The sequence below is a fragment of the Pseudomonas sp. RL_15y_Pfl2_60 genome (genome assembly GCF_963970595.1).
Taxonomy (GTDB): domain Bacteria; phylum Pseudomonadota; class Gammaproteobacteria; order Pseudomonadales; family Pseudomonadaceae; genus Aquipseudomonas.
Map to the genome: position 1 here is coordinate 493770 of NZ_CAXAOE010000001.1, position 22912 is coordinate 516681.

General features: G+C 56.3%; 25 protein-coding genes. 19 read left to right on the top strand and 6 right to left on the bottom strand.

The window, feature by feature from the left end; translation table 11 throughout:
• Nucleotides 1-72 precede the first annotated feature (72 nt).
• From AACY26_RS02345 to phnE, 4 genes are read left to right on the top strand one after another with little or no spacing between them, the layout of a single operon-like run.
• Nucleotides 73-924, top strand: coding sequence for a putative selenate ABC transporter substrate-binding protein (locus tag AACY26_RS02345; protein ID WP_339510597.1), 852 nt, complete (start codon nt 73-75; stop codon nt 922-924).
• A complete protein-coding gene (locus AACY26_RS02350) occupies nt 921-1724 on the top strand; it encodes a phosphonate ABC transporter ATP-binding protein (protein ID WP_339510599.1) in 804 nt (267 codons plus the stop codon). Before AACY26_RS02345 ends, AACY26_RS02350 begins: the two co-directional genes overlap by 4 nt.
• Nucleotides 1718-2545: a PhnE/PtxC family ABC transporter permease gene (locus AACY26_RS02355; protein ID WP_339510601.1), complete on the top strand. Its 828-nt coding sequence runs from the start codon at nt 1718-1720 to the stop codon at nt 2543-2545. Before AACY26_RS02350 ends, AACY26_RS02355 begins: the two co-directional genes overlap by 7 nt.
• Nucleotides 2542-3309 (top strand): phosphonate ABC transporter, permease protein PhnE, encoded by a 768-nt coding sequence (phnE, locus tag AACY26_RS02360; RefSeq protein ID WP_339510603.1) that lies wholly within the window; start codon nt 2542-2544, stop codon nt 3307-3309. The genes AACY26_RS02355 and phnE overlap by 4 nt, the downstream gene beginning before the upstream one ends.
• A 20-nt stretch (nt 3310-3329) precedes the next feature.
• Here the strand turns inward: phnE and AACY26_RS02365 are convergent, their stop codons facing one another.
• Complete coding sequence (locus AACY26_RS02365) at nt 3330-4070, bottom strand: DUF5064 family protein (RefSeq protein ID WP_339510605.1); 741 nt, start codon at nt 4068-4070, stop codon at nt 3330-3332.
• 67 nt (nt 4071-4137) lie between these two features.
• Nucleotides 4138-4455, bottom strand: a complete 318-nt coding sequence (locus AACY26_RS02370; protein ID WP_339510607.1) for a DUF2288 domain-containing protein — start codon at nt 4453-4455, stop codon at nt 4138-4140.
• A 295-nt stretch (nt 4456-4750) separates the two neighbouring features.
• Here AACY26_RS02370 and AACY26_RS02375 point away from each other — a divergent pair, with 295 nt between their 5' ends.
• The 5 genes from AACY26_RS02375 to AACY26_RS02395 all read left to right on the top strand — a co-directional run bounded on the left by AACY26_RS02375 (nt 4751) and on the right by AACY26_RS02395 (nt 9644).
• Nucleotides 4751-5872 carry a branched-chain amino acid ABC transporter substrate-binding protein gene (locus tag AACY26_RS02375; protein ID WP_339510609.1) on the top strand — a complete coding sequence of 374 codons (1122 nt, stop codon included), beginning with the start codon at nt 4751-4753 and terminating at the stop codon, nt 5870-5872.
• A 118-nt stretch (nt 5873-5990) separates the two neighbouring features.
• Nucleotides 5991-6914, top strand: coding sequence for a high-affinity branched-chain amino acid ABC transporter permease LivH (livH, locus tag AACY26_RS02380; protein ID WP_339510611.1), 924 nt, complete (start codon nt 5991-5993; stop codon nt 6912-6914).
• Nucleotides 6911-8179 (top strand): high-affinity branched-chain amino acid ABC transporter permease LivM, encoded by a 1269-nt coding sequence (locus tag AACY26_RS02385; protein WP_445261255.1) that lies wholly within the window; start codon nt 6911-6913, stop codon nt 8177-8179. Before livH ends, AACY26_RS02385 begins: the two co-directional genes overlap by 4 nt.
• Entirely contained in the window at nt 8176-8943 is a 768-nt protein-coding gene (gene livG / locus AACY26_RS02390; protein WP_339510613.1) for a high-affinity branched-chain amino acid ABC transporter ATP-binding protein LivG, read from the top strand. Before AACY26_RS02385 ends, livG begins: the two co-directional genes overlap by 4 nt.
• Nucleotides 8943-9644, top strand: a complete 702-nt coding sequence (locus AACY26_RS02395) for an ABC transporter ATP-binding protein (RefSeq protein WP_339510615.1) — start codon at nt 8943-8945, stop codon at nt 9642-9644. The genes livG and AACY26_RS02395 overlap by 1 nt, the downstream gene beginning before the upstream one ends.
• Before the next feature lie 89 nt (nt 9645-9733).
• Here AACY26_RS02395 and gltS read toward each other — a convergent pair whose 3' ends face one another.
• The 3 genes from gltS to AACY26_RS02410 form a co-directional block, all read right to left on the bottom strand.
• Nucleotides 9734-10948 (bottom strand): sodium/glutamate symporter, encoded by a 1215-nt coding sequence (gltS, locus tag AACY26_RS02400; RefSeq protein ID WP_339510617.1) that lies wholly within the window; start codon nt 10946-10948, stop codon nt 9734-9736.
• Between the two features lie 61 nt (nt 10949-11009).
• Nucleotides 11010-11948, bottom strand: a complete 939-nt coding sequence (gene hutG / locus AACY26_RS02405; RefSeq protein WP_339510619.1) for a formimidoylglutamase — start codon at nt 11946-11948, stop codon at nt 11010-11012.
• Nucleotides 11949-11968: 20 nt separating this feature from the next.
• Nucleotides 11969-12694 (bottom strand): IclR family transcriptional regulator, encoded by a 726-nt coding sequence (locus tag AACY26_RS02410; protein ID WP_339510621.1) that lies wholly within the window; start codon nt 12692-12694, stop codon nt 11969-11971.
• 205 nt (nt 12695-12899) lie between these two features.
• Between AACY26_RS02410 and AACY26_RS02415 the strand changes: the two genes are divergently transcribed.
• The 10 genes from AACY26_RS02415 (at nt 12900) to cyoE (ending at nt 22020) form a co-directional block, all read left to right on the top strand.
• Nucleotides 12900-13613, top strand: coding sequence for an rRNA pseudouridine synthase (locus AACY26_RS02415; protein WP_339510623.1), 714 nt, complete (start codon nt 12900-12902; stop codon nt 13611-13613).
• Between the two features lie 124 nt (nt 13614-13737).
• Nucleotides 13738-14214: a YehS family protein gene (locus AACY26_RS02420; RefSeq protein WP_339510625.1), complete on the top strand. Its 477-nt coding sequence runs from the start codon at nt 13738-13740 to the stop codon at nt 14212-14214.
• Between the two features lie 155 nt (nt 14215-14369).
• A complete protein-coding gene (locus tag AACY26_RS02425; protein WP_339510627.1) occupies nt 14370-15140 on the top strand; it encodes an SDR family oxidoreductase in 771 nt (256 codons plus the stop codon).
• 71 nt (nt 15141-15211) lie between these two features.
• Nucleotides 15212-15907 carry a tRNA (N6-threonylcarbamoyladenosine(37)-N6)-methyltransferase TrmO gene (tsaA, locus tag AACY26_RS02430; protein WP_339510629.1) on the top strand — a complete coding sequence of 232 codons (696 nt, stop codon included), beginning with the start codon at nt 15212-15214 and terminating at the stop codon, nt 15905-15907.
• Nucleotides 15908-16061: 154 nt separating this feature from the next.
• Entirely contained in the window at nt 16062-16490 is a 429-nt protein-coding gene (locus tag AACY26_RS02435; protein WP_339510631.1) for a DoxX family protein, read from the top strand.
• A 712-nt stretch (nt 16491-17202) separates the two neighbouring features.
• Nucleotides 17203-18138, top strand: a complete 936-nt coding sequence (gene cyoA, locus AACY26_RS02440; RefSeq protein WP_339510633.1) for a ubiquinol oxidase subunit II — start codon at nt 17203-17205, stop codon at nt 18136-18138.
• 6 nt (nt 18139-18144) lie between these two features.
• Nucleotides 18145-20163 carry a cytochrome o ubiquinol oxidase subunit I gene (cyoB, locus tag AACY26_RS02445; protein ID WP_339510635.1) on the top strand — a complete coding sequence of 673 codons (2019 nt, stop codon included), beginning with the start codon at nt 18145-18147 and terminating at the stop codon, nt 20161-20163.
• A 5-nt stretch (nt 20164-20168) separates the two neighbouring features.
• A complete protein-coding gene (gene cyoC / locus AACY26_RS02450) occupies nt 20169-20795 on the top strand; it encodes a cytochrome o ubiquinol oxidase subunit III (RefSeq protein WP_339510637.1) in 627 nt (208 codons plus the stop codon).
• The gene (locus AACY26_RS02455; protein ID WP_339510639.1) at nt 20792-21130 is read left to right on the top strand and encodes a cytochrome o ubiquinol oxidase subunit IV; all 339 of its coding nucleotides are present in this window, start codon (nt 20792-20794) and stop codon (nt 21128-21130) included. Before cyoC ends, AACY26_RS02455 begins: the two co-directional genes overlap by 4 nt.
• A gap of 2 nt (nt 21131-21132) precedes the next feature.
• Nucleotides 21133-22020 (top strand): heme o synthase, encoded by an 888-nt coding sequence (cyoE, locus tag AACY26_RS02460; protein ID WP_339510641.1) that lies wholly within the window; start codon nt 21133-21135, stop codon nt 22018-22020.
• 97 nt (nt 22021-22117) lie between these two features.
• On the opposite strand, the gene fpr is transcribed toward cyoE, so the two are convergent.
• Entirely contained in the window at nt 22118-22897 is a 780-nt protein-coding gene (gene fpr / locus AACY26_RS02465; protein WP_339510643.1) for a ferredoxin-NADP reductase, read from the bottom strand.
• Between the last annotated feature and the right edge of the window lie 15 nt (nt 22898-22912).

Below are 22912 nucleotides of genomic sequence, written 5' to 3' on the forward strand. Positions count from 1 at the left end.
CGCATCCACATTTACCAAGACTTGCCCTTATAATTAGCTCGCTTTCCCCGCTATTTAACCGGAGAACCCGCCATGTTTAAACGTACCCTTGCGCTCGCCGCAGGCATCGCGCTGTCTGTTTCCGCCGTTTGCAGCCATGCAGCTGAAGTACTACGCGTTTCCGCGATTCCAGATGAAGCCCCGACTGAACTGCTGCGCAAGTTCAAGCCGCTGGGTCAATACCTTGAGCAGCAACTGGGCATGAAGGTTGAGTTTGTACCGGTTGCCGACTACGCCGCGGTGGTCGAGTCATTGGCCTCAGATCGCCTCGACATGGCTTGGCTCGGAGGCTTCACCTTCGTCCAGACCCGACTGAAAACCGGTAATGCCGTGCCGCTGGTTCAGCGCGAGCAGGACGCCGAGTTCACCAGCAAATTCATCAGCGCCGACCCGGCGGTTAAGTCGGTCAAAGACCTTAAAGGCAAAACCTTTGCCTTCGGTTCCGTGTCGTCGACATCTGGCAGCCTGATGCCACGCTATTTCATGCTGCAAGATGGCATCAAGCCTGAAGAGTTCTTCAGCCGGGTTGCCTACTCCGGTGCCCACGACGCAACAGCTGCCTGGGTCCAGGCGGGTAAAGCAGACGGCGGTGTACTCAATGCATCGGTCTGGGACAAACTGGTTGCCAGCGGCAAGGTCGACACCAGCAAAGTCAAGGTAATCGCCACCACGCCAACCTACTACGACTACAACTGGACTGTGCGCGGCACGCTTGATCCAGCGCTGCAAGCCAAGATCAAGGCGGCGTTCCTGGCGCTCGACCCAGCAGTGCCTGAGCAGAAAGCCATTCTTGATCTGCAAGCAGCCAGCCGCTTCATCGAAACCAAGCCTGAAAACTATGAAGGCATCGAGCAAGCAGCACGCGCAGCTGGCTTGTTGAAGTGACTGTAACGCTACAAGGCGTGGGTCTGACCCACGCCAACGGCCAAGTTGCGCTCAGTGATATTGATTTGACGGTCAAAGCAACTGAGCGCATCGCCATCATCGGCCCTTCAGGCGCTGGTAAAACCACGTTGCTGCGCTTGCTTGCGACCAGCTTGCAGCCAAGCACCGGCGCCATCAGCCTGCTTGAACAGCATCCGTGGGCGCTCAGCGCCAGCCAGCGTCAACGCTTGCGCGCACGTATTGGCTTGATCCACCAGGCACCGCCACTACCGCCGCGCCAACGCGTAGTCACCGCAATTCTCGCCGGTAAGCTCGGCCAGTGGTCACTGTTTAAAAGCCTGCTCAACCTGTTTTACCCAGTCGACATCGCTGGCGCTCAAACCGCTTTGGCACGCTTAGATCTGGCCGACAAGCTGTTCGAGCGCTGCGACCAATTATCCGGCGGCCAACTGCAACGCGTGGGTATCGCCCGCGTCTTGTATCAGGGTGCGCAATTAATTCTCGCTGACGAACCTGTGTCGGCCATGGACCCTGTGCTCGCCGGCCATACACTCAGCGTATTGAACAACGAGGCTGCCGCGCGTGGGGTGACCCTGCTTGCCAGCTTGCATGCGGTCGATCTGGCCATGGCGCATTTTCCCAGGGTAATTGGCGTACGCGCGGGACGCATTATGTTTGACCTGCCAAGCGACCAGATCAGTCCTGAGCAACTGGATACCCTCTACGCCAACGAAAAACTGCAGCCAGCGCCAGACGTGCTCACGCCTACCCCGCTTGTGGTGCAGATTCCGCGATGCTGAAACCTGCACTACGCGATCCAGCCGCCCTGCCACGTCTGGCACTGGCCCTGCTCGCGATAATAATCCTGTGGCCCGGAATCAAGCTAAGTGAAGTTGATTTGGCGGTCTTGTTCGACGCGGAAAACAGCAAAACCATGGGCAATTTTGTCAGTGGCTTCTGGCCGCCCGCCCATGATCCCGAGTTTCTGCAGATACTGCTGCGCGCCACTCTTGAAACACTGGCGATTGCCACCGCAGGCATGGCGCTGGCACTGTTACTGGCGATTCCTTGTGGGCTGCTGGCTAGCCGCGCATTGTCACTATCGGCAGCGCATCGCAATGGCCGCCCCGCCTGGTGGTCACTGGCCCTGCGCTGGCCGGTTCGTGGTGTGTTGATCGTGCTGCGCAGCGTGCCCGAAGTTGTTTGGGCATTATTATTCGTGCGCGCGGTGGGCCTTGGACCAACGGCAGGCGTGCTGGCCATCGCCATTACTTACAGCGGCATGCTGGGTAAGGTCTACGCCGAAATTTTCGAGTCAGTTGATCAGCGCCCCGCTCGCGCGCTGCTGGTGGCTGGTAGCCCACGGCTAATGGCATTTGCGTATGGCGTGCTGCCCAATGCCGCGGCTGAAATGCTTTCCTATACGGTGTACCGCTGGGAGTGTGCAGTGCGGGCATCGGTGGTCATGGGCTTTGTCGGTGCTGGCGGACTCGGCCAGCAAATTGATTTGTCACTGCGCATGTTCGCCGGTGGTGAAGTCGCCAGTATGCTCCTGACCTTCCTGTTGTTGGTGCTGCTTGCTGACCAACTGAGCAGATTGCTGAGGGCGAGGCTGCAATGAAGTACCTGCTCAACTACAGCCTGGTGGCATTGCTGCTGGCTTCGGTGTTCGCCTCATTCAGCTACCTGAACATTGACCTGACAACCCTGTTTGCCGGTGACGGCTTGAGCCAGATGGCCAGTTATGCCAATGGTTTCTTCAGCCCTGACTTTAATGCCTCGCACTTGCGCGCTATAGGCAAAGGAGCGCTGGAAACCCTGGCGATGTCGTCCATTGGCACTCTACTGGCCGCTCTGCTTGGCATGCTGCTGGCACTTCCAGCCGCCGGACGCTTTGGTCTTTTCGCCATGAGCTTAAGCCGTCTGCTACTCAATGCCTTACGCGCGATTCCTGAACTGGTCTGGGCTGCGCTGGTGGTGCTGGCTGCAGGGCTGGGCCCAAATGCAGGCACCTTGGCCTTGGCGCTGCATACCGCAGGCGTGCTCGGCAGGCTGTTTGCCGAAGCCTTGGAAAACGTCAGTGATGAGCCCGCACAAGCGATTCGCCTTGCCGGTGGCGGGCGCGCTGTTGCCTTTTGCTACGGCACGCTGCCGGAAGTCTGGCCACAACTGATTGCCTACACCCTGTACCGCTGGGAAAACAATATCCGCATGGCCAGCGTATTGGGTTTTGTTGGCGCAGGGGGGCTGGGACAAATGCTCTACTTCCACCTAAGCCTGTTCCAGGAAGCTCAGGCTGCATCGGTGATTCTGGCGATGCTGGTGCTGGTACTGGCGGTCGATGCGTTGAGCGCCTGGGCACGTCAACGCTGGGTCAGCCAGTAACCCAGCGCCAACGCATACCTTTACAGGCCGTCTTTGGCCAAGTGTTCTAAATCTACTGCTTCACCACTGCGCAGCTGCAGCTTTTCGCGGATATCTGCAAACATCAAGTCGTACTCTTTGTGGCGACGCATGATGATGCCGTTGTTCACCGGGATGCCGTGCTTGGCCACGACGCGGGTTGCCACACTGCTGAAGTTGTAGGCGGTGTCACGGTGTAGCTCGAATTTCTCCTCGAAGTCCTTGCCATTGCAGTTACCAACAAGACGCACCGAAAGCATCGGCCCTTCAACTGGGTCCTGGCGAACGTCGTAGTACATATCCAGGGAGTAGACCGGGCAGCCATTGCTGGCGACCTTGTTGGCCCGGTGCAGGTGACCCTCGGTATATTTGGAAACCGGCGGTACGGCCTCCTCGACCGTCTCGGGCTCCAGCACTTCGACAGGCACGCCAAGCTTGGCTTTGATGTCGGCGTACATCCGGTCGTAGTCTTTGTGGTTGCGTGCAATCAGGCCGTCGCTGCCAGGCACCCCGTATTTTTTACCGATGCGGCCAATCACGCTTGCGAAATTGAATGCCTCTTCACGGGCCAACTCAAAGGACTCTTCAAACATTGAGCCGTTAACATTACCGGCCATGCGCATGCACAGTATCGGCTTGAAGTTCTCATCACGGTGCACGTCATAATAAATATCGACACTGAATTCAGGTATATCGCTCGAAGCGCGTTGCTTGGTGCGATGTACGTGTCCGGGCTCAAACATTGTGCTACTCCATGTAAAAATTAATCACGCATCTAAATGGGTACGACCACTGAGACGATCTGACCGTTCAGCGCTTATTTGGTGCATCCATGCGTTCTTGCACCAGCACCCAAGGTGCAACCACCACGGCCCACAACTGCGGGTCACGGGTCAATACACCTTGGGCTTGCTCGTCGGTCATTTTAGTAACAAGCCCACTCGACAACCAGTCCGACACTTTGGCGCTGTCATTCTCGACCACGGCCTGCGCGACCTCAATTAAATCCTGTGCCGGCTCAATCCACAACAAGACGCCCTTGGCAAAATGGGGTTGCAACTCTTGCCAGGTAATCGCAGCTGTTTGCCCGAGGAGTTTGGCATAAAGGGTGCTTGGTTGCTCTGTCATGGTTGTGCCTATTTTTTAGCCGATTTTTGATTGCCATCATGATAACGTCGGCATGCTGGCAGGCAAGTTCGCCTGACGTCATAAAATGAAGCCAAGGCACGCCGTTTTTCTATACATTTCTTATATTTAAGCGACAACTTCGGTTATTGTCCCCTGCTTCCGGCTTTTCAAGGCGCAAATCCGCGCTCTACACTGTACCGGTACAGTTGCTAGGGGTATGGCCGAGGGATAGGACTCGGTTCTGCAGCTTTGGCCGCGAGAACTACAACAACTAAAAACACAAGAGTGGAGCATTATGAAAAAGGCAACTCAGCAGATGACCAAACTGTTAGCCGCCATGGCAATGGCCGGCGTTGCAAGCTACTCAATGGCTGCAGACACAATCAAAATCGGTTTGGCGGGTCCGGTTACTGGCGCTGTTGCCCAGTACGGTGAAATGCAGTTCATCGGCGCTAAAATGGCCATTGAGCAGATTAACAAGGCAGGTGGTGTAAACGGCGAAATGCTCGAAGGCGTAGTCTATGACGACGCTTGCGACCCAAAACAAGCCGTGGCCGTAGCCAACAAAATTGTTAACGATGAAGTTAAGTTTGTTGTCGGTCACCTGTGCTCCAGCTCCACTCAGCCTGCTTCGGACATCTACGAAGACGAAGGCATCTTGATGATTACCGCGGCCTCGACCAGCCCTGAGATTACCGCTCGCGGTTATCAGCTGATCTTCCGCACCATCGGTCTGGACAGCCTGCAAGGCCCTACCGCCGGTAACTTCATCGCTGACCACATCAAGCCGAAGAACGTTGCCGTTATCCACGACAAGCAGCAATACGGCGAAGGCATTGCCACTGCCGTTAAGCAAACTCTTGAAGCCAAAGGCGTCAAGGTCAGCATCTTCGAAGGCATCAACGCTGGCGACAAAGACTTCTCGTCGATGATCTCCAAGCTCAAGCAAGCCGGTGTCGACTTTGTTTACTACGGTGGCTACCACCCAGAACTGGGTCTGCTGCTGCGCCAATCTGCTGAAAAAGGCCTGAAAGTTAAGTTCATGGGTCCAGAAGGCGTGGGTAACAAAGAGATCTCTGCAATCGCTGGCCCTGCTTCTGAAGGCCTGCTGGTTACCCTGCCGAAATCATTCGACCAGGATCCAGCCAACAAAGCACTGGTTGAAGCGTTCAAAGCCAAGAACGAAGACCCAAGCGGCCCATTCGTATTCCCTGCTTACGCAGCGGTACAAGTGATTGCCGGTGGTATCGAGAAAGCCGGTAGCACTGACACTGACAAAGTGGCAGCTGCTCTGCGCGCTAACAGCTTCAAGACGCCAACCGGCGACCTTTCCTTCGACGAGAAGGGCGATCTGAAGGACTTCAGCTTCGTGGTTTACGAATGGCACCAGGACGGTACAAAAACCGAAGCTAAATAAGCCTCACTGTCCGAACCCAAAGCCCACTGCAGCCGCAGTGGGCTTTGTTTATCAGAAGAATCCCGGTCTTGCGCGGCGCCACAAGCGATGCATTACGCAATGACCCAGGAGCTAGGCAATGCCTGATCTTTATCACTACCTGCAACAGCTGGTTAATGGCCTGACCATTGGCAGCACTTATGCCTTGATTGCTATTGGCTACACCATGGTCTACGGCATCATCGGCATGATCAACTTCGCCCACGGCGAGGTTTATATGATTGGCTCTTACGTGGTGTTTATCGCAGTCGCCGGTCTCGCCATGTTTGGCATCCATAGCCTGCCCATTGTGCTGATCGCAGGATTCGCGGCCAGCATCATTGTCGCCAGCGCCTATGGCTACAGTATTGAACGGGTCGCCTACCGGCCTTTGCGCGGTGGCAACCGTTTGATCCCCCTGATTTCGGCAATTGGTATGTCGATATTCCTGCAGAACGAAATACTGCTTGCGCAGGACTCCAAAGACAAAGCCATCCCCAACCTGCTTCCGGGTAACTTCGTGTTCGGCGAAAACAGCATGAACGGCGTGGTGATTTCCTATATGCAGGTGCTGATTTTCATCGTGACCTTCCTGGTCATGGTCGGCCTGACCTGGTTTATCTCCCGCTCACGCCTGGGTCGCGCCTGCCGCGCCTGCGCTGAAGACTTGAAGATGGCCAATCTGCTAGGCATCAACACCAACAACATCATCGCCCTGACCTTCGTCATCGGCGCGGCACTGGCTGCCGTCGCCTCGATACTGCTGAGCTTGCAGTATGGTGTGATCAACCCGCACCTGGGCTTCCTCGCGGGCATCAAGGCCTTCACCGCAGCAGTACTGGGCGGTATCGGCAGTATTCCGGGTGCGGTTCTAGGCGGCTTGGTTCTCGGTGTTGCTGAAGCATTCGGTGCCGACATCTTTGGCGACCAATACAAAGACGTTGTCGCATTCAGCCTGTTAGTGCTGGTGCTGCTGTTCCGCCCGACTGGCATCCTGGGTCGTCCGGAGGTTGAAAAAGTATGAGTTCGGCAATTACTAAAAACCTCAAGACGGCATTTTTCAGTGCCCTGCTGGTATTGGCCGTGGCCTATCCAGTGCTGGGGCTCAAGCTGACCACCGTCGGTATCAAGCTCGAAGTTCATAACGCCAGTCCGGCTGTTCTGTGGACTATCGCGGCATGCACCATCGTGATGTTCTTCTGGCAGCTGTTTCGCGGCCCGATCAGCGCGGCCTGGTCCCACGCCCCGAAGCTGCCAAGTGTTCCGAGCAAGGCATCCAACTTCATTACCCTGCCTTCGACCCAACGCTGGATCATTCTGGGTCTGATCGTGGTTGCCCTGGCGTGGCCGTTTTTCGGCAGCCGTGGCGCGGTGGATATCGCCACCCTGATCCTGATCTACGTAATGCTTGGCCTGGGCTTGAATATCGTTGTGGGCTTTGCTGGCCTGCTCGATCTGGGTTACGTCGGCTTCTACGCTGTTGGCGCCTACACCTACGCCTTGCTGTCGTATTACTACGGCCTGGGTTTCTGGGTGTGCTTGCCGATTGCGGGGCTGATGGCAGCCTTCTTCGGCTTTATTCTCGGTTTCCCGGTGCTGCGCTTGCGCGGTGACTATTTGGCGATTGTGACCCTTGGTTTCGGTGAAATTATCCGCATCCTGCTGCGTAACATGACCGAACTGACTGGCGGCCCGAACGGCATCAGCAACATCGACAAACCAACCCTGTTTGGCCTGTCGTTCGATCGCAGAGCGGCTGAAGGCATGCAAACCTTCCACGAGTTCTTTGGCACCTCTTATCAGTCAATCAACAAGGTGATCTTTCTCTACCTGATCGCCCTACTGTTGGTGTTGCTAACCCTGTTCGTGATCAACCGGTTGCTACGCATGCCGATTGGCCGGGCCTGGGAAGCCTTGCGTGAAGACGAGATTGCTTGCCGCGCGCTGGGCATGAACCCAACGGTCATCAAACTCTCGGCCTTCACCCTTGGCGCCTGTTTCGCGGGCTTTGCCGGCAGTTTCTTTGCCGCTCGCCAAGGCCTGGTTACACCAGAGTCGTTTACCTTCATTGAGTCAGCAATCATCCTCGCCATTGTGGTTCTGGGCGGCATGGGTTCTCAGCTCGGGGTGATTCTCGCCGCGATCGTGATGATCCTGCTGCCGGAACTGATGCGTGAATTCAGCGAGTACCGCATGTTGTTCTTCGGTGCCCTGATGGTATTGATGATGATTTGGCGTCCGCAGGGCTTGCTGCCCATGCAGCGCCCACACCTGGAGCTGAAACAATGAGCCGCCCGATTCTGGAAGTAAGCGGCTTATCCATGCGTTTTGGCGGCCTGCTGGCCGTCAACGGTGTGAATCTGACCGTCCACGAGAAACAAGTAGTGTCGATGATCGGCCCCAACGGCGCCGGTAAAACCACTGTATTCAACTGCCTGACCGGCTTTTACCAGCCAACCAGCGGCAGCGTGCGCCTCAATGGCGAGCAAATCGAGGGGCTGACCGGCCACAAGATTGCCCGCAAAGGCGTAGTGCGTACCTTTCAGAACGTGCGTTTGTTCAAGGACATGACGGCGGTGGAAAACTTGCTGGTGGCGCAACACCGTCACCTCAATACCAACTTCCTCTCTGGCCTGTTCAAGACCCCGGCGTTCCGCAAAAGCGAGCGCGAGGCCATGGACTATGCCGCGCATTGGCTGGACCAGGTCAACCTGACCGAGTTCGCCAACCGCCCCGCAGGCACCCTCGCCTACGGTCAGCAGCGCCGCCTGGAAATCGCCCGTTGCATGATGACTCGTCCAAGCATCCTGATGCTCGACGAACCAGCTGCAGGCCTGAACCCTCGGGAAACCGAAGATCTCAAGGCACTGATCGGCATGCTGCGCGACGAACACAACGTCACCGTGCTGCTGATTGAGCATGACATGAAGTTGGTAATGAGCATCTCTGACCACATCTTCGTGATCAATCAGGGAACACCGCTGGCAGACGGAACGCCGCAGCAGATCCGCGATAACCCGGATGTAATCAAAGCCTATCTGGGGGAATCGTAATGCTCTATTTCGAAAACGTTTCGACTTTCTACGGCAAGATTCAAGCACTGCACGACGTTAACGTTGAAGTTCGCCAGGGTGAGATTGTGACCCTGATCGGCGCCAACGGCGCAGGCAAATCAACCCTGTTGATGACCCTGTGCGGCAACCCGCAAGCCACCAGCGGCAGCATCCGTTATCAGGGTGAAGAACTGGTCGGCATGCAAACGCCAGACATCATGCGTAAAAGCATTGCCGTGGTTCCTGAAGGCCGCCGGGTGTTCGCACGGCTGACGGTCGAAGAAAACCTGGCCATGGGTGGATTCTTTACCGACAAAGCTGATTTCCAGGAGCAAATGGACAAGGTGCTGCACCTGTTCCCGCGCCTGAAAGAACGCTTTGAGCAACGCGCCGGCACCATGTCCGGTGGCGAACAGCAGATGCTTGCCATTGGCCGCGCGCTGATGAGCAAGCCAAAACTGCTGCTGCTCGACGAGCCTTCACTGGGTTTGGCGCCGATCATCATTCAGCAGATTTTCGATATCATCGAACAACTGCGCGAAGATGGTGTGACAGTGTTCCTGGTTGAACAAAACGCCAACCAGGCCTTGAAACTGGCCGATCGTGGCTACGTACTGGAAAACGGTCGTATCGTCATGCAGGGCAGCGGTGAAGAGCTGCTCAACGATCCAAAAGTACGCGATGCCTATCTCGGCGGCTGACCGAGTTCATTGCAACTAAAAATGCCGCTGATTTCAGCGGCATTTTTTATGGGTGTGACTTATATAAAGTGACTATGCTTAGCCACCGGTCAGACGGCGGCGAAGGCGTTGAGGAACCAGGTGATCAAGGGGATCGCAACAATATCGATCAGTACCGCGCCACACAGCGGCACAATGATAAAGGCCTTGTAGGAAAACACTTTGTAGTGCTCACACACCGCGCCCATGTTCGCGACCGCGTTTGGCGTAGCCCCAAGACCATGCCCCATAAAGCCTGCACACAACACCGCCGCATCATAGTTCCCGCCCAGCAGACGAAACAGCACGAACACCGTCAGCAAGACCATCACCACGACCTGCACGACCAAGATGCCGAGCAGCGGCAAACCAAGTTGCTCCAGTTCCCAGAACTTGAGGCTCATCATCGCCATGGTCAAGAAAATACCCAGGCACACATCGCCGACAGTGCTGATGGCCGAATCAGGAATCTCGATGACCCGCGCCCGATCATTCAGATTACGCAGCAGCACCGCAACAAACATTGCGCCCACATAGCTCGGCAGAACAATGCCCAGATGGTCATTCAAGGCGCTGCCGAGCCAGAAGCCCAACACCATGATCACCAAGATGCAGGCCAGCAACCGTAAAAGCGTCGGCGCGTCCAAGGACTGAGCCGGCTCCTGCGCGCCAGGCTTCAGTGAGCCTAGCGCCCCCACCTGCTCGGTCACGACGGCGAGCTTTTTGCGCTCGATCAACCAGCGGGCAACAGGCGTTCCAAGCAAGCCACCGGCCACCATACCGAATGTTGCGGCAGCCAGTGCGGCAGTGGTTGCACCCTGCGCGCCAAGGCTTTCCGCCACGGGGCCAAATGCAGCAGCAGCACCGAAACCACCCTCAAGCGAAACAGCGCCAGCCATCAAGCCCAGCAGCGGATCGATCCCCAGCAGGCTAGCCACGCCTACGCCCAAGGCATTTTGCAGCAATGCCAAAAACCAGCAAGCGCCCAGGTATACAAACAAAACCTTGCCGCCTTTACGCAATAACCCAAGGCTGCCACCGAGCCCCACAGTGGTGAAGAACGCAACCATCAAGGGCGTTTGCAAAGCCGTATCAAACTTCAGGCTCAACAGTTCTTGGTTACGTAGCAACCACACCAGCAAGGCAAAACCAAAACCGCCAATTACCGGTGCAGGTACACAAAGTTGAGTGAGCCAATAGCTGCGTTTTTTCAGGAATGATCCCGCCCCGAGCAGTAGCAATGCCAAGGCGGTGGTGGTTAATGCATCCAGTTCTAGGGTCAACATGGCAAGTTTCTCTATTGTTATTGCTGATCAAATTCTGACCAGGTGAGTGAATTCAAAAACCTCAATCGACCATGCTGGCCAACAGTCGGGCACCAATGCGTGCGGTGCGATTGTCTTGATCCAGGCTTGGGTTAAGTTCGGCAATATCAGCCAGTCGCAGTTTGCCGCTGGCCTTGGCAAGTCGAACCAGATGCTCGATTACCATCACATCCACGCCATGGGCCGATGGCGCACTCACGCCCGGCGCCTGGCTTGCAGGCAGAACGTCCAGGCAGACCGTCATGTACAGGTGGTCAACGCTGCTCAGAAACCCTTGGAGAAATGCTTCGATGGCCTGCAGGTTCCAGCCTTGCATTTGCCGGTCGAGCAGATAGCGCACATTCAGCCTTTGAGCTTGATCAAACAGCGACTGGGTATTGTTGTGCTCACTAACCCCCAGGCAGCAGTACTCAAAGTCCATGCCTGCTGCCTGGCAATACTCGGCAATCTGTAGAAAGGGCGTGCCGGAGCTGCTCTGCGCAGCGAAGCGCAAATCAAAGTGCGCATCAAAATTGAGGATGCCCAGCCTTGGCGTGGGCTCTTGCTTGCGCAGGTGATCCGCCAGCCCGGTAAAACTGGCGAAGGCAATCTCGTGACCACCTCCCAGCCCCAACGGCCGATGGCCATTGCCGAGCAGTTCGGTGATTGTTGCGGCATAGCGCTGTTGTGCAGACTCCAGCTTATCCGCTTCGCACCAGACATTGCCCGCGTCATAAACCGGCGCCGAGCCATGCCAGGCAAGATTGGCCAAGGCTTTGCGTAGCGCCTGAGGGCCTTGACGCGCGCCAATACGCCCTTGATTTCGCCTGACGCCTTCGTCGCAGGCAAAACCCAGCAAGGTCACGCCAGATACCTGTTGTAACGCATAGGGCTGAACCCACTGGTGCCAGCGCAATGCGCTTTGGCCTTCGGCGGCATCGGTGCGGCCGGTCCATACCTGCATATCAGCGGTGTCGGTCATGCTTTGGCTCTCTTAAATACTCAATCAAGACGTGCACTGACCCGCAGCGCCGCATCCTGTGTCCAACGAATCAATTGATCGCTGCGTTGCTCTGCTCTGATCGCCGGTGCCATCAGGCTGATTACAGCCTGCAAGCGCTCGCGACTATCAAATAGCGGCGCGCTAACGCCCCAGACGCCTTCATCAATCTCGCCATTTGAAACGGCATAACCGGCTTGTCTGATTTCATCGAAATTGCGCATGTAGTCGTCCAGCGCCGTCGCCTCGACCCCTTTGGCTGCCAATATCGCCAGGCTTTGTGCCGGCTCCATAAAGGCCAGTAATGCCCGAGCCGATGCCCCGATCAACAAGGGCTGGGCCAGGCCTTTCTGATAACAGCAGCGCAAGGGTTGCTGGCTATCGACCAGCTCCACGCATATCGCCTGGCCATTGATTGGCACCATCAAGGCAACGCTTTCCCGGCTCAGCTCAGCCAGGCGCTTGAGTTCGGGCTTGGCCAATGTCACCAATACCGCATCACGATCAAACTTCTTGGCCAACTGCATGCACGTTGGCCCAGGCAGATAGCGCCCCTGACCGTTATCCTCGGCCAAGCCCCAGCGCAACAGGGTTTTCAGGTGGCGATAAGTGCTACTCAAGGGCTGCTGCAGGTTTTCTGATAATTCCTTGGCCGAGATAACTTCGTCGGCTTGACCCAAGGCGACCAATATCTGTAGCAAGCGATCAGTTGGGGTTTTGTAGTTCATGGGCGCTCCTTACTTTTAGGATGCTCGAACTTTCTCACTTAATGAAATAGCAGTCCCATCCAGTGGGAATGGCCAGCAAATTAGGCGACCAACGGCTCAGGCGCCGGGCTCTAGCGGGACGATCTTCGACCTAAAAGCCGCACCATCCGCACACAAGGGTTGCGGCCAGTTACAATAGGAGGATTACTTTATTGATGACTGCCTGATGACCGAGCCAATACGCCTTTCCAAACGCCTGATCGAACTGGTCGGTTGCTCCCGACGCGAAGCTGAGCTTTACATTGAGGGCGGCTGGGTAACGGTGGATGGCGAGGTGATCGACGCGCCTCATTTCAAGGTTGCCGAACAGCAGGTTGAACTGCTGGCAAACGCGATTGCCGCACCGCTGGACCCTGTGACCTTGCTGGTGAATATCCCACCTGGACACAACAGCGCCGAGCGAATCACCGAAGAGCTCAGCACCGCCAGCCACTGGCCCGAGGACGCCTCAGGCATCCGCCCCTTGAAAGGCCACCTGCTGAACCTGACCGCCTGCATTCCCTTGCAAGCGGGTGCCGAAGGCCTGCATGTACTGACTCAGGATTGGCGTATCGAGCGCAAGCTGCGCGATGACATCGTCAAGATGGAGCAAGAGTATGTGGTCGAGGTCAGCGGTGAGCTTAGTGAGCGTGATCTCAAGCGCCTCAATCACGGTTTGATCTTCAATAACTACGCCCTGCCGCCCTGCAAAGTCAGCTGGCAGAACGAAACCCGCCTGCGTTTCGCCCTGAAAAACCCCATACCCGGCCAGATCGTATTTATGTGCAACGAAGTCGGGCTCAAGGTCTTGAGCTTCAAGCGCATACGCGTGGGCGGCGTGTCCATGTCGAAAGTCGCACCGGGGCAATGGCGCTATCTAGCGGCGAAAGAACGCTTCTGAGGAACCGCTGAAAAACTACTGCGCTCGCTACCTTTTTCAGAGGGTCCCAAAACTCCGCACCAACTCCATATTTTCTAGCGCAGACAATCTTGAATCCTGTCTGCGCCTTTATCAGGAATCGATGATGCTTAATAACGATGTGCTGCGCAGCGTGCGCTATATGCTTGATGTCAACGATGCAAAACTGGCTGAAATCATTGCCCTGAGCGGCAAGACAGTTACCAGCGCCGAGCTTGAGCCACTGCTGAAAAAAGAAGATGAAGATGGCTTTATCGCCTGTGACGATGAGCTGATGGCGCATTTTCTGGATGGCCTGGTTTACTTCAAGCGCGGCAAGGACGACAGCCGTCCAGCGCAGCCATTCGAGCTGCCAATGACCAATAACATGGTGCTGAAAAAGCTGCGCGTGGCCTTCGAACTGAAAGAAGATGACATGCACGCGATCATGCAAAGCGTTGATTTCCCGGTGTCGAAACCGGAAATGAGCGCCCTGTTCCGCAAGTTTGGCCACAGCAACTACCGCACCTGCGGCGACCAGTTCCTGCGCAACTTCCTCAAGGGATTGACCTTGCGCGAGCGCCCTCAAGCCGCCGTGGAATAGCCGTTGGACAGTGCTTGAGCCGCGGCGCTAGTCGGCTCTGCACGAACCCGGCTATCGCGCGCCACACATGGCGCCGTATTTGCGCCAACAATAATGCATCCACTGTTGGCGCTGGCCGATTAGGGTGATGGCACCTGTTGATCCAAGGACTCGCCATGCACCCTTATTTTTCTCTAAAAGACCGCACCGCACTGGTTACCGGTGGTACTCGTGGTATCGGCAAGATGATCGCCAAAGCCTTTGCTGAAGCAGGCGCCACCGTTTATGTGTGCGCCCGCGACGCTCAGGCTTGCAGTGACACTGCAAAAGAACTCAGCGCCTTCGGCACCTGCCACGGCATAGCCGCTAACCTGGCAACCGAAGAAGGCGTGCAGGCACTCGCTCAAGCGCTTGGCGGCAAACTCACTCAGCTCGATATCCTGGTTAACAACGCAGGCACAACCTGGGGCGCGCCACTTGAGTCCTACCCGGTCAAGGGCTGGGAAAAAGTCATGCAACTCAATGTCACCTCGGTTTTCAGTTGCATCCAGCAATTGCTGCCGCTGCTGCGAAAAGCCGGGAACAGCGCCAATCCAGCACGCATAATCAATATTGGCTCGGTGGCTGGGATCAGCTCATTCGGTGAAAACGCCTACGCCTATGGCCCGAGCAAAGCTGCATTGCATCAACTGTCGCGCATGCTCGCGCGTGAACTGGTTGAACAGCACATCAACGTCAATGTGATTGCGCCTGGACGCTTCCCAAGCAAGATGACCCAGCATATTGCCAATGATGACGAGGCAATGGCTGAAGACACTGCGGTCATCCCGATGAAACGCTGGGGCCGTGAAGAAGAAATGGCAGCACTGGCGATCAGTCTGGCCAGCACCGCAGGCGCCTACATGACCGGCAATATCATACCGATTGATGGTGGCTTCAGCCTTTAAGGTGGATACGCGGCTCCAACAGCCGCGCTTTGCGGTTTAAGATAGGCGACTTCCAGTTGTGGCCGCCTGTAATGTCTTACTCCGTTTCACCCATCGGTTTTGTGCGCTCGTGCTTCAAAGAGAAGTTCGCCATTCCGCGCCAGCCGCATTTAGCGCCGGCAGCCCGTGGCGTGCTGGAACTGGTTGCGCCCTTTGACCAGCCTGAAGCCATCCAGGGGCTTGAGCACGTCAGCCATGTCTGGCTACTGTTCTTGTTTCATCAGGCCCTTGAAGACAAACCCCGCCTGAAAGTGCGCCCACCGCGCCTGGGCGGCAACCAGTCGATGGGCGTGTTCGCCACTCGCGCGACACATAGGCCCAATGGCATCGGCCAATCAGTGGTCGCGCTGGATAAGATCGAGCCAGGCAAGTTGTATTTGTCGGGCATTGACCTGCTCGACGGCACCCCGGTGCTGGATATCAAACCCTATGTGCCCTACGCCGACTGCATCAGCAACGCAACCAACAGCATGGCTGATGCAGCACCGCGCTTGATCGAGGTTAACTGGCAACCTCAAGCCTTACAGCAGGCATCTGAACAGGCCCAACGGCTTCAGCAACCCGTGCTTGAGCTGATTGAACAATGCCTGGCCCAAGACCCGCGCCCGGCTTATCAAACCCCTCAGCCTGAACGTCGCTACGGCACCCGCTTATGGGATGTCGAGGTACGCTGGCACTATCCGCAACCGGATCAGATTTGCGTTTTGGAAGTGGTTCCAGGCACTTGACCTGAGTCATTTGCACCAGCCTACAGCGGGCGCCACTCACGCGCCGCCACGTCAAACGGCCCAATACAGCACCTTTAGCCAAGGGCGCTTGTAATTTACTGCCGAGCACCCAGTCACATCAGTACTTCTCTTACTGCTCAAGGAAAATCTGATAATGAAACAATGGAGCCTGATGCTGCTGCGCATCTCACTGGGCTGGCTGCTGGTAATCTGGGGCGTCGATAAAGTGGTCAATATTGAGCACGGTCTGGCGGTCGCCAACAAGTTCTACTTCGGTCTGTTGGCCTTCGATAACGTGTTGCAAGCGGCTGGCGTACTGCAGGTGCTTGTTGGCCTGCTGATTGTTGCAGGGTTTATGCGCCGCTTGGTCTACCCCATTCAATTGCTACTCAGCGCTTCCACTCTGTTGGCTGTGTGGCAATCGGTGATTGATCCATGGAGCTGGTTCTTTACCGGCAGCACTGCTTTGTTTTATCCGTCGTTGATCATATTTGCAGGCTGCCTGGTGGTAATGGCCTGGCGTGACGAAGATCTGTTAGCGCTCGACACCTTGCGCAAAAAAACAGCGCCACCAAGCGCTTGAGTACCGGGGGCGGGCGACATAAGACGCAGCTTTTGTGCGCCTCGCCTGCCTCACCCTCCCCCTCGATTTTCGTGCCCGACAACTGCTCAAGCGCAGTTTCCTTTACCAACAAAGCACGAAAAATCCGCTGACCTGCATCAATTCCAAGCGCTCTAGTGAAGCCCAAAAGTGCGGCCCGGTGTCGCACCTGACGCAGCCCTCCAAAATGCTGGCCCAGGCGCTACAGGCCAGTAAACATAGTGGCCCTGCAGCTTTTCCCAAATAAAAACAAGCCGCAGATTCAGCGCCCACGAAGGTGATCCGCAAATATGTAACTTGAAGTTGCGGTTGTAATAATTTGTAATGTCTTTGCCATCTTTCATCAGTAGCCGTGAACTAGCTCACGCTTTGACCGAAAGCTTTCCTCGCGCAGGCATTGCGCGCCATGGCCGAAATCCGCACGGCTAGCCATGCGGCATTCACTTCAAAGGATTGTCTGCTGCAAGCCCCTTAAGGGGTCATAGCACACGCTGACTAACAATATTCCAAACAGCGCACAACTCAGTTTCGCCACGCGAGAACTAGACGGGAGAGGCTTGCCCGAATTCTGGTGGCGGCTGGCTATGCGCAAAAAAGCGTCCAGCAGTTAACGCTGTCAGGACGGTGTCGGCTACGTCACCTCAGTAAGAGAAGACTGGGGCGACGGGGTCAATTTATCCATTAAGGCCGCAAGATGAAAACTGAGCAGTACCTTGGATACCTGAAACGACTTTCGTGGCTGCCGCTGCTGATGCTCGGCGGTTGCAACATGACCTTGCTCGACCCCAAGGGTCAGGTGGGCATGGATGAAAAGTCGCTGATTATCACCTCCACCTTATTGATGCTGATCGTGGTGATTCCGGTCATCGTGATGACCCTGGCATTTGCCTGGAAGTACCGCGCATCCAACACCAAGGCAACCTACAAGCCGAACTGGTCCCACTCAACGCCCATCGAACTGGTGGTGTGGTTGGTGCCCTGCGCGATCATCGCGGTACTCGGCACCCTGACCTGGACGTCCACCCACGAGCTCGACCCCTATCGTCCGCTGGATTCCGAGGTCAAGCCAATCGTGATTCAGGCGGTATCGCTGGACTGGAAGTGGCTGTTCATCTACCCCGAGCAAGGTATTGCAACGGTCAATGAGATTGCTTTCCCAACCGATACTCCGGTGAACTTCCAGATCACCTCGCAGAACGCGATGAATTCCTTCTTCATTCCGCAACTGGGTAGCCAGATCTACTCCATGGCCGGTATGCAGACCAAGCTGCACCTGATTGCCAACGAAGAAGGCAAGTTCGATGGTTTGTCCTCGAATTTCAGTGGTGACGGCTTCTCCGGCATGAAATTCCAAGCCATAGCCACTTCGGAAAAAGGTTTCGCGGACTGGGTCGCCAAGGTCAAGGCCGCGCCGAAAACGCTGGACCAGAGCAACTACCCGGAGCTGGTCAAGCCCAGCGAAAACGATCCGGCGCAGTACTTCTCCTCGGTCAGCCCGACGCTCTACAACTCAATTCTTATGCAATACATGCACGGCCCGTCAACGCCGAAGCTTGGCGCTGGGACCCAAGGTGAGATGCAGGATATGAAAAACATGCACATGCCCATGAACGCGAGTATCGAGGAGTAACCACTGATGTTCGGTTTGTTAACGCTCAAAGCAGTGCCCCTGGACGTCCCAATTATCATGGGCACCCTGGCTGTCGTCGCCCTGCTTGGCCTGGCCGTAGTGGCTGCGCTGACCTATTACCGTAAGTGGTCCTATTTGTGGACCGAGTGGCTGACTTCGGTCGACCACAAGAAAATTGGCGTGATGTATATTTTTGTCGCCATGATCATGCTGCTGCGTGGCTTCGCTGACGCCATCATGATGCGCGGCCAGCTGGCCATGGCCGAAGGCGCCAATCACGGCTTCCTGCCGCCCGAGCACTACGACCAGATCTTCACCGCCCATGGCGTGATCATGATCATCTTCATGGCCATGCCCTTTATGGTCGGCCTGATGAACATCGCCGTACCGCTGCAGATCGGCGCTCGCGACGTGGCCTTCCCTTTCCTCAACTCGCTGAGTTTCTGGCTGTTCGTGGCCGGTGCGATTCTGGTCAACCTTTCCCTAGGCGTAGGTGAGTTCGCGCGCACCGGCTGGGTCGCCTATCCACCGCTTTCTGAACTGGGCTACAGCCCGGGAGTTGGGGTCGATTACTACATTTGGGCCTTGCAACTATCCGGTTTGGGGACCTTGCTGACCGGGGTCAACTTCCTGGTCACTGTGCTGAAGATGCGCACCCCAGGCATGAAGCTGATGCAAATGCCGATCTTCACCTGGACCTGCACATTCACCAACATCCTGATTGTCGCGTCTTTCCCGATCCTCACCGCAACCTTGGCGCTGTTGAGTCTTGACCGTTACCTGGACATGCACTTCTTCACCAACGAGTTGGGCGGCAACGCCATGATGTACATCAACCTGTTCTGGGCCTGGGGCCATCCAGAGGTGTATATCCTGATTCTGCCGGCATTTGGCGTGTTCTCCGAAGTCATCTCCACCTTCACCGGCAAGCGCCTGTTTGGCTACACCTCGATGGTCTGGGCCACAGCGGCAATCACCATTCTCGGCTTCGTGGTCTGGCTGCACCACTTCTTCACCATGGGTTCGGGTGCCAACGTCAACGCCTTCTTCGGTGTTGCGACCATGATTATCTCGATCCCAACCGGGGTGAAACTGTTCAACTGGTTGTTCACCATCTACCGTGGCCGCTTGCACTTCACCACGCCAGTGCTCTGGACCCTGGGCTTTATGGTGACCTTCACCATCGGTGGCATGACTGGTGTGCTGTTGGCCGTACCGGGTGCCGACTATGTGTTGCACAACAGCCTGTTTCTGATCGCCCACTTCCACAACACCATCATTGGTGGTGCAGTGTTCGGTTACTTGGCTGGCTTTACCTTCTGGTTCCCCAAGGCCTTCGGCTTCAAGCTCGACGAGCGCCTGGGCAAATGCGCCTTCTGGTGCTGGATCACCGGCTTCTTCGTGGCATTCATGCCGCTGTACGTGCTGGGCTTCATGGGCATGACCCGACGCCTGAATCATTACGACAACCCACTGTGGCATCCGTACCTGATTGTTGCCTTCTGTGGTGCCGTACTGATCTTCTGCGGGATCGCATTCCAGATCGCCCAGATCCTGGTCAGCATCAAGAACCGCGATGCGCTGCGTGACCACACTGGCGATCCATGGGGTGGCCGTACCCTAGAATGGTCAACCTCCTCGCCGCCGCCGTTCTACAACTTTGCCCAGCTACCTACCGTGCATGCTGTCGACGCGTTCCACGAGATGAAAGAAAACGACACGGCTTACCTGCGCCCTGCCAGCTACAGCCCGATCCATATGCCAAAGAACACCGCTGCTGGCTTGGTTATCGGCATGGTTGGTGCCGTCTTCGGCTTCGCCATGATCTGGCACATCTGGTGGCTGGCTGGCCTGAGCTTTATCGGCATGGTCGCCACTTTCATCGTGCGCAGCTACAACCAGGACGTTGACTACTACGTGCAGCCGGATGAAATCGAACGCATCGAAAGCCAGCGCTTCCCACGCGAGGCTGGCCATCCCCAAAACCGTGCGCAACACGCCCAACAACTCGCGCAAGAGGTGTAACCCGCATGTCTACGGCAATCCTTGATTCTCAACACGGCACCAGCCAGGCCCATGATCATGACCACGGTCACGACAGCGGCGACATGACGGTATTTGGCTTCTGGCTGTACCTGATGACCGACTGCATCCTGTTCGCCAGCGTGTTCGCCACTTACGCAGTCTTGGTTAACCACACCGCTGGCGGCCCTAGCGGCAAGGACATTTTCGAGCTGCCTTATGTGCTGGTCGAAACTGCCTTGCTGCTGGTCAGCAGTTGCACCTACGGCATGGCCATGTTGGCTGCCCACAAGGCAGACAAGGGCAAGACCATTGCCTGGCTGTTCCTGACGTTCCTCTGTGGCCTTGGCTTTATTGGCATGGAGATCAACGAGTTCCATCACCTGATCATGGAAGGCTTCGGGCCAAACCGCAGCGCATTCCTGTCTTCGTTCTTCACCCTGGTTGGCATGCACGGCTTGCACGTAACCGCCGGCCTGGTGTGGATGGTGGTCATGATGGCGCAGGTTTACAGCCGTGGCCTGACACCGCAGAACACCACGCGACTGTCGTGCCTGAGCCTGTTCTGGCACTTCCTCGATATCGTCTGGATCTGCGTCTTCACCGTTGTCTACCTGATGGGAGTTGCCCAATGAGCCACGCACATGCACAGAGTCATGCCGGTGAAAGCCACGGCAGCGTGCGGTCCTACGCTATCGGCTTCATCCTCTCGGTGATCCTCACGGTGATTCCGTTCGCCATGGTCATGAGCGGTCACTTCTCGCGCAACGTCGCGCTGACCAGCATGGTCGTGTTGGGCGTGGTCCAGATACTGGTGCATCTGGTTTGCTTCCTGCACATGAACACCTCTTCGGAAGGTCGCTGGAACTTGCTGGCCTTTCTGTTCACGGTGTTGATCATTGTGATGCTGGTGGGCCTGGCGATCTGGATCATGGTCAATGCCGACAACTTGATGATGCCCTGGATGTGACCATGAAGTTCAAACGCTATCTCCTGATCACCAAGCCCGGGATTATCTTCGGCAACCTGATTGCAGTTGCGGGCGGCTATTTTCTGGCGGCGCAAGGTCACATCGACCTGAGGTTGTTGCTGTCCACCGTGATCGGTCTGTCGCTGGTGGTGGCCAGCGGATGCGTGCTGAACAACTGCATTGATCGCGATATTGACCAGCACATGGAACGCACCCGCGACCGCGTGCTGGTAACCGGTAAGATCTCGCTCAAGGCAGCGCTGGCCCACGGCCTGGTACTCGGCATAGCCGGGTTCAGCCTGCTCTGGTTCGAAACCACCGGATTGGCAACGGCCTTGGCGGCTGTCGGCTATGTGGTCTATGTCGGGCTGTACAGCCTGTGGCTCAAGCGCAGTTCGGAGTACGGCACCCTGGTCGGCAGCTTGTCCGGGGCCATGCCACCGGTTGTAGGCTACTGCGCGGTGTCCGGCCACTTCGATACCGGCGCGGCCGTGCTGCTGCTGATCTTTTGCCTGTGGCAGATGCCGCATTCCTATGCGATTGCGATATTCCGCTTGAACGATTACAAGGCAGCAGGCATCCCGGTGTTGCCAGTCAAGCGCGGGATCAACGCCACGAAACTGCAGATCGTCCTGTATATCCTGGCATTCAGTGGCGCCTCGCTCCTGCTGACATTGACTGGCTTTGCTGGCTACGGTTACCTGCTGATCGCGCTGCTGGTCAGTGCCTGGTGGCTGGTAATCGCCCTTTCCGGCTATCGCGCCGTGGATGATCGCTTGTGGGCGCGCAAGTTGTTCGCCTTCTCCATCGTCGCCATAAGCGCCTTGAGCCTGATGATGTCGATCGACTTTCAAGTCATGCCAAGCGCAAGCCTGCTAGCCCTGCTGTAAGTATTAACATCCTCCCTTTGTCCCGCTCGATGCGGGACTTTTTTTTGCAGCAAAAAAAATCCCACCGCACAGGGTGGGATTTTTCATGACCAACAGCTTACTTCTCGACGAAGGCTCGCTCGATCAAGTAGTCGCCTGGCTCACCCATGCGTGCAGAAACCTTCAGGCCGAAGCTGTCGAGCACTTCACTGGTTTCATCAAGCATGCTCGGGCTGCCGCAAATCATTGCGCGGTCATCCTGGGCGTTGATTGGCGGCAGGCCAATATCGCGGAACAACTTGCCACTGCGCATCAGGTCAGTCAGGCGACCCTGATTCTCGAACTCTTCGCGGGTTACGGTTGGGTAGTAGATCAGCTTCTCTTTCAGTGCATCACCGAAGTATTCGTTCTTCGGCAAATGCTCGGTGATGAACTCGCGATACGCCACCTCGTTGACGTAACGAACACCATGAACCAGCACCACTTTCTCGTAGCGCTCATAGGTTTCTGGGTCTTGAATCACGCTCATGAACGGCGCCAAGCCGGTGCCGGTGCTCAACAGGTACAAATGCTTGCCTGGCAACAGATCATCAAGAATCAAGGTCCCGGTTGGCTTGCGGCTCACCATCAACTCATCACCTGGCTTGAGGTGCTGCAGTTGCGAAGTAAGCGGACCGTCTTGCACCTTGATGCTGAAGAACTCGAGGTGCTCTTCGTAATTCGGGCTGGCAATGGAGTAAGCACGCATCAGCGGGCGACCAGTGTCCTGCTGCAAACCAATCATTACAAACTGGCCATTTTCAAAACGCAGCCCAGCGTTACGGGTGGTCTTGAAACTGAACAGCGTGTCATTCCAATGGTGGACGCTGAGCACACGCTCGACGTTCAAATTGCTCATGCAGGTATCCTCACT

Excerpts from the sequence above, each read along its gene's own strand:
- AACY26_RS02345 (WP_339510597.1), top strand. The coding sequence starts at position 73 with ATGTTTAAACGTACCCTTGCGCTCGCCGCAGGCATCGCGCTGTCTGTT.
- AACY26_RS02355 (WP_339510601.1), top strand. The coding sequence starts at position 1,718 with ATGCTGAAACCTGCACTACGCGATCCAGCCGCCCTGCCACGTCTGGCA.
- phnE (WP_339510603.1), top strand. The coding sequence starts at position 2,542 with ATGAAGTACCTGCTCAACTACAGCCTGGTGGCATTGCTGCTGGCTTCG.
- AACY26_RS02365 (WP_339510605.1), bottom strand. The coding sequence starts at position 4,070 with ATGTTTGAGCCCGGACACGTACATCGCACCAAGCAACGCGCTTCGAGC.
- AACY26_RS02370 (WP_339510607.1), bottom strand. The coding sequence starts at position 4,455 with ATGACAGAGCAACCAAGCACCCTTTATGCCAAACTCCTCGGGCAAACA.
- AACY26_RS02375 (WP_339510609.1), top strand. The coding sequence starts at position 4,751 with ATGAAAAAGGCAACTCAGCAGATGACCAAACTGTTAGCCGCCATGGCA.
- livH (WP_339510611.1), top strand. The coding sequence starts at position 5,991 with ATGCCTGATCTTTATCACTACCTGCAACAGCTGGTTAATGGCCTGACC.
- AACY26_RS02385 (WP_445261255.1), top strand. The coding sequence starts at position 6,911 with ATGAGTTCGGCAATTACTAAAAACCTCAAGACGGCATTTTTCAGTGCC.
- livG (WP_339510613.1), top strand. The coding sequence starts at position 8,176 with ATGAGCCGCCCGATTCTGGAAGTAAGCGGCTTATCCATGCGTTTTGGC.
- AACY26_RS02395 (WP_339510615.1), top strand. The coding sequence starts at position 8,943 with ATGCTCTATTTCGAAAACGTTTCGACTTTCTACGGCAAGATTCAAGCA.
- gltS (WP_339510617.1), bottom strand. The coding sequence starts at position 10,948 with ATGTTGACCCTAGAACTGGATGCATTAACCACCACCGCCTTGGCATTG.
- hutG (WP_339510619.1), bottom strand. The coding sequence starts at position 11,948 with ATGACCGACACCGCTGATATGCAGGTATGGACCGGCCGCACCGATGCC.
- AACY26_RS02410 (WP_339510621.1), bottom strand. The coding sequence starts at position 12,694 with ATGAACTACAAAACCCCAACTGATCGCTTGCTACAGATATTGGTCGCC.
- AACY26_RS02415 (WP_339510623.1), top strand. The coding sequence starts at position 12,900 with ATGACCGAGCCAATACGCCTTTCCAAACGCCTGATCGAACTGGTCGGT.
- AACY26_RS02420 (WP_339510625.1), top strand. The coding sequence starts at position 13,738 with ATGCTTAATAACGATGTGCTGCGCAGCGTGCGCTATATGCTTGATGTC.
- AACY26_RS02425 (WP_339510627.1), top strand. The coding sequence starts at position 14,370 with ATGCACCCTTATTTTTCTCTAAAAGACCGCACCGCACTGGTTACCGGT.
- tsaA (WP_339510629.1), top strand. The coding sequence starts at position 15,212 with ATGTCTTACTCCGTTTCACCCATCGGTTTTGTGCGCTCGTGCTTCAAA.
- AACY26_RS02435 (WP_339510631.1), top strand. The coding sequence starts at position 16,062 with ATGAAACAATGGAGCCTGATGCTGCTGCGCATCTCACTGGGCTGGCTG.
- cyoA (WP_339510633.1), top strand. The coding sequence starts at position 17,203 with ATGAAAACTGAGCAGTACCTTGGATACCTGAAACGACTTTCGTGGCTG.
- cyoB (WP_339510635.1), top strand. The coding sequence starts at position 18,145 with ATGTTCGGTTTGTTAACGCTCAAAGCAGTGCCCCTGGACGTCCCAATT.
- cyoC (WP_339510637.1), top strand. The coding sequence starts at position 20,169 with ATGTCTACGGCAATCCTTGATTCTCAACACGGCACCAGCCAGGCCCAT.
- AACY26_RS02455 (WP_339510639.1), top strand. The coding sequence starts at position 20,792 with ATGAGCCACGCACATGCACAGAGTCATGCCGGTGAAAGCCACGGCAGC.
- cyoE (WP_339510641.1), top strand. The coding sequence starts at position 21,133 with ATGAAGTTCAAACGCTATCTCCTGATCACCAAGCCCGGGATTATCTTC.
- fpr (WP_339510643.1), bottom strand. The coding sequence starts at position 22,897 with ATGAGCAATTTGAACGTCGAGCGTGTGCTCAGCGTCCACCATTGGAAT.